At 66.1% G+C, this 3,801-nt stretch carries 3 protein-coding genes, 1 tRNA gene and 1 pseudogene; 2 read left to right on the forward strand and 3 right to left on the reverse strand.

Going from position 1 to position 3,801, the window contains the following annotated elements:
* A pseudogene (locus tag IVB32_RS16175) lies at positions 1-333 on the forward strand (hypothetical protein); the annotation flags it as partial.
* Between the two features lie 204 nt (positions 334-537).
* Here the strand turns inward: IVB32_RS16175 and IVB32_RS16180 are convergent.
* Complete coding sequence (locus IVB32_RS16180) at positions 538-1,788, reverse strand: multidrug effflux MFS transporter (RefSeq protein ID WP_026232922.1); 1,251 nt, start codon at positions 1,786-1,788, stop codon at positions 538-540.
* Positions 1,789-1,948: 160 nt separating this feature from the next.
* Positions 1,949-2,037, reverse strand: a tRNA-Leu gene (locus IVB32_RS16185).
* A 172-nt stretch (positions 2,038-2,209) separates the two neighbouring features.
* Here IVB32_RS16185 and IVB32_RS16190 point away from each other — a divergent pair.
* The gene (locus tag IVB32_RS16190) at positions 2,210-2,641 is read left to right on the forward strand and encodes a twin-arginine translocation pathway signal (protein WP_247371627.1); all 432 of its coding nucleotides are present in this window, start codon (positions 2,210-2,212) and stop codon (positions 2,639-2,641) included.
* A 25-nt stretch (positions 2,642-2,666) separates the two neighbouring features.
* On the opposite strand, the gene IVB32_RS16195 is transcribed toward IVB32_RS16190, so the two are convergent.
* Positions 2,667-3,801 (reverse strand): FAD-dependent monooxygenase (locus IVB32_RS16195; RefSeq protein ID WP_247410739.1); only part of this gene is annotated, 1,135 nt, incomplete at its 5' end.

The raw sequence follows: 3,801 nt of genomic DNA on the forward strand, positions 1-3,801 counted from the left end.
TTCGCGACAGCCTTCTACAGCCCGGACCACCCGCACCACGTGCGGCCGTTCGAGGATCAATATCCCGGGGGCTTGCCGCACAAGACGACGCTGGAGCGCGGCTGGGCCGCGCTCTGTTTTCGCGATCAGGATGACTGCAGCCGGTGGATGGACTCGGTGGCCGGGCGCGCCGGGCATTTCATCAGGCGGGAACTTATCATACAGGCGCAGCTATGGGGCCGGCCCGGTCTCACGCGGGAAGTGTTTGTGCTGATGGTGCCGCCCCGTGGAAGCGGCGCGGCACCCGAAGGCATTGCGGACGATTTCAGCGCCAGCAGGCGCGCAACGGAATAGGCGTCTTGCTCAGCAGTGGCTGTCGCGGACCCGCTCGAGCCCTTCACTCGCGAATGGCACGGTGACGGCGGTCTTTTCGGCGCTCGACGGCGTGCGTTCCGTCTCCGCCCGTTCCGCAGCGTCGTGGTCTTTACGGTGTTTCGGTTCCATTGAAGCGCCCTTTCAAATTGTTGCAGTACAACATCGAGAGCGCCACGGAGTTCCTCAGCCGATGGCGCGATGATGCGGCCTGAACAACCGTCCTCTCTCCACCACCAGCACGATCGCGAGCGCGGCGAGGGACGACACGAAGAAGCCGACCGAGAACGGCAGCAACGTGCCGTCGAAGCTTTGTCCGATGGCCATGCCGACGGCGATGCCGATCAGCGTGGTGATCGAGCCGTAGAGCGAGGACGCCGTGCCGGCGATGTGGCCCTGCGGCTCCATGGCGAGTGCAGTGAAGTTGGCGACCATCATGCCGAACGAGAACATCATCAGCGCCGAGAGCACCATGAACAGGGGAAGCGGCAACGCGGCGAGGCTTTCCGTCAGCAGCATCACTCCCGCCACCGCGGTGTAGAGCGTCAGCGCGCCGTGCGAGATCACGCGCATGCCGAGGGTCCCGACGAATCGCGCATTGAGAAAGCCGGCAATGGCGGTGCCGGCCGCGATCCCGGCGAAGGCGAGCGGAAAATAATGGCCGAGGTGATAGATGCCGACAAAAACTTGCTGAGCCAAAAATACGTAGGCGAACAGCGCGCCCATGACGCTACCGGCGGCGAGCGCATAGCCGAGGGTTTGGCGATGGGTCACGGTCTGCCAGTAGGCCGTGAGCACGTCGGCCGGCGCAAGCGACCTGCGTTCGCTCTCAGGCAGGGTCTCCGGAAGCCGCAGCACGGACCATGCAAGCGCGAGCAGCCCGTAGAGCATCAGCACGACGAAGATGCCGCGCCATTGCGTCACCAGCAGCACCGCCTGTCCGAACGAAGGGGCGATCACGGGGACGGCGATGAAGATCATCATCGCAAGCGACATCACGCTCGCCATGCGGCGGCCGACGTAACAGTCGCGCACGATCGAGGTCGCGATCACGCGAGTCGCCGAGGTACCGAAACCCTGCAGTGCGCGTGCCAGCAGCAGCGTCTCGAACGACGGCGCCGCAATCGCCAGCACGCTTGCCACCGCATAGACCGCCATCCCGCCGAGCAGCACCGGGCGGCGGCCAAAGCGATCCGACAGCGGGCCCATGACGAACTGCCCCGCGCCAAAGCCGATCAGGAAGGTCGACAGCACCAGCTGAAGATGGTTGGCGACGGGGATATTGAAGGCCGACCCGATATTGGGCAGTGCCGGGAGCATCATGTCCATCGCAAGCGGATTCAGCGCCATGATCGACGCGATCACGATGACGAATTCGGGGAAACCCATGGGACGGTGTCCCGAGGACACCCAGTCGTCGGCATTGACGTCGGACAAGAAGCTCACCTCTGATTTGAGGCCCTTATCTATCTTCAATGCTGCGTTGCACAAGCAACGTTTCGGGATGGCTGGCAGGCGGTGCAGGAGCAGACAGGAATTGATGAGGTATCAGCGCTCGCGGCCGCCGCGCGCGGCGGGATCCTCCGCGCAGCTTTCGTGGTGCGGGCAGCCGGGGTCGAACCGGCACAGCGCTTGCGCGCCGAGGGATTTTAAGTCCCTTGCGTCTACCAATTCCGCCATGCCCGCTTGATCCAACGAGATCAGCCACTTAAGTCCCTTGCCGGCGGTCTGGAATTGGCATTTGCAGGCCGGAGGGGTGGTTCTTCCTTAGGCGAGCCGGCGGCACAAGGCAAAGCCTCAATCCGGACATCTGTTGTTGCTTTAGGCATTCTCAATCGACGGGGACTATTCATCCGGCATGTCAGCTTTGATCCAATATCGCCTGCGCCCGTGCTGCGTGGTCGCCGCGCTGCTCGCGGCCGACTTCGCGCTGTCCGGCTGCGCCAGCATGAGCGAGACGGTCGCTCCGGCCTTTGCCGATCCCGCCAAGTACGAATTGTACGATTGCAAGCAGCTCGAAGGCGAGCGCAAGTCGATCGCCAACCGCACCGGCGATTTGCAGAGGCTGATGGACAAGGCACAGACCGGCGCGGGCGGCGCCGTGGTGTCGGAGCTTGCCTATCGCAACGACTACATCGCAGTACGCGGGCAGGCGCAGATGGCCGATGACGCTTGGCGCCGCAACAAGTGCCGGGAAACGCCCCCCGAGGCGACGCCGGCCGCCGCGGCGCCCGCAGCCAATCCTGGCCCGATCAAGCCTGGCCCGAAATCGACAAGAGCAGTGCGCTGAAACGTCCTGACATCAGCGCCTCGCGTCAGGGCCGCCAGCCGTAGATCCAGTCCTGCCGTGCCAGCATGCGTTCCGGGCCGAGGGCGCGGACCGCAAGATCGCGCGCGAACGCGAGCGGCCCACTGAAATGATAGATGCGGCCCTGCTGCCGCGCGGTCCGCTGCACCCGCCGCACGCGCGCCTGGCGCGTCCGGCCGTATTGTCTCAGCGCTGCCGTGATGCCCGCGGTGGTCTCGGCGATCTCAGGGCTCAAATGCTGCGCGAGCACTGCGGCGTCCTCGATCGCCATGCCGGCGCCCTGGGCCGCAAACGGCAGCATCGCATGCACGGCGTCGCCGAGCAGCGCGACCGGGCCTTTGCTCCAGGGGCAGTCGTCGGGGACGCCGAACAGCGCCCATTTCCGCCAGCTGTCGACTGTGGCGAGCATCATGCGCGCCGGCGGCGGCCAGCGCGGCGCGGCGAAGGCGTCCAGCACTTCGCGGGGATCGCCGGGCGTGCTCCAGCCCGGCCTGTTCCAGGTGCCCGGCAGCACCGCGACCACGTTGATCTGGCGTCCGCCCGCGATCGGGTAGGCGACGAGATGGGCATTCGGGCCCATCCAGAGCTGGACCCGGCGCGCTGTGTAGTCCTTCGGCAGTTGCGTGGCATCGAGCGTACCGCGCCAGGCAATCAGCCCGGAGAAGCGCGGCTGCACCTCGGGGAATAGATGCTGGCGCACCGTCGACCAGATACCGTCGGCGCCGATCAGCGCACTGGCGAGATCGCTGCGCCGGATCGTGCCGCTGCGATGAACCACCGTCAGCCCCTTCACGTGAGGCGCGACGTCTTCGAAGGTCGCGCCGAGTTTCAGGTCGATATCGGGATGGTCGGAAACTGCGCCGGCGAGGGCGGATTGCAGGTCGGCGCGGTGCACCACCCAATAGGGGGCGCCGGCGCGCTCGGCGGCGGCTTCTCCCAGCGGCATGCGCAAAAGCTCACCGCCGGCCCGCGCGCTCATGATCGAGACTGCCTCCGGGATCACGGCGCGCAACTTGAGGCGCTCGGTGAGGCCGAGCTCGACTAGCACGCGGCTGGCGTTCGGGGAGAGTTGCAGACCGGCGCCGACTTCCTCGAGCCGCTCGGCCTTTTCCAGCACGATGATGCGGAAGCCGCGGGCCGCG

It is taken from the genome of Bradyrhizobium sp. 23, from assembly GCF_023073295.1.
In the GTDB taxonomy this organism is placed as follows: domain Bacteria; phylum Pseudomonadota; class Alphaproteobacteria; order Rhizobiales; family Xanthobacteraceae; genus Bradyrhizobium; species Bradyrhizobium canariense_D.

What these genes read in the sequence shown, in the direction of transcription:
- IVB32_RS16190 (WP_247371627.1), top strand. Translation starts at nt 2,210, where the DNA reads ATGTCAGCTTTGATCCAATATCGCCTGCGCCCGTGCTGCGTGGTCGCC.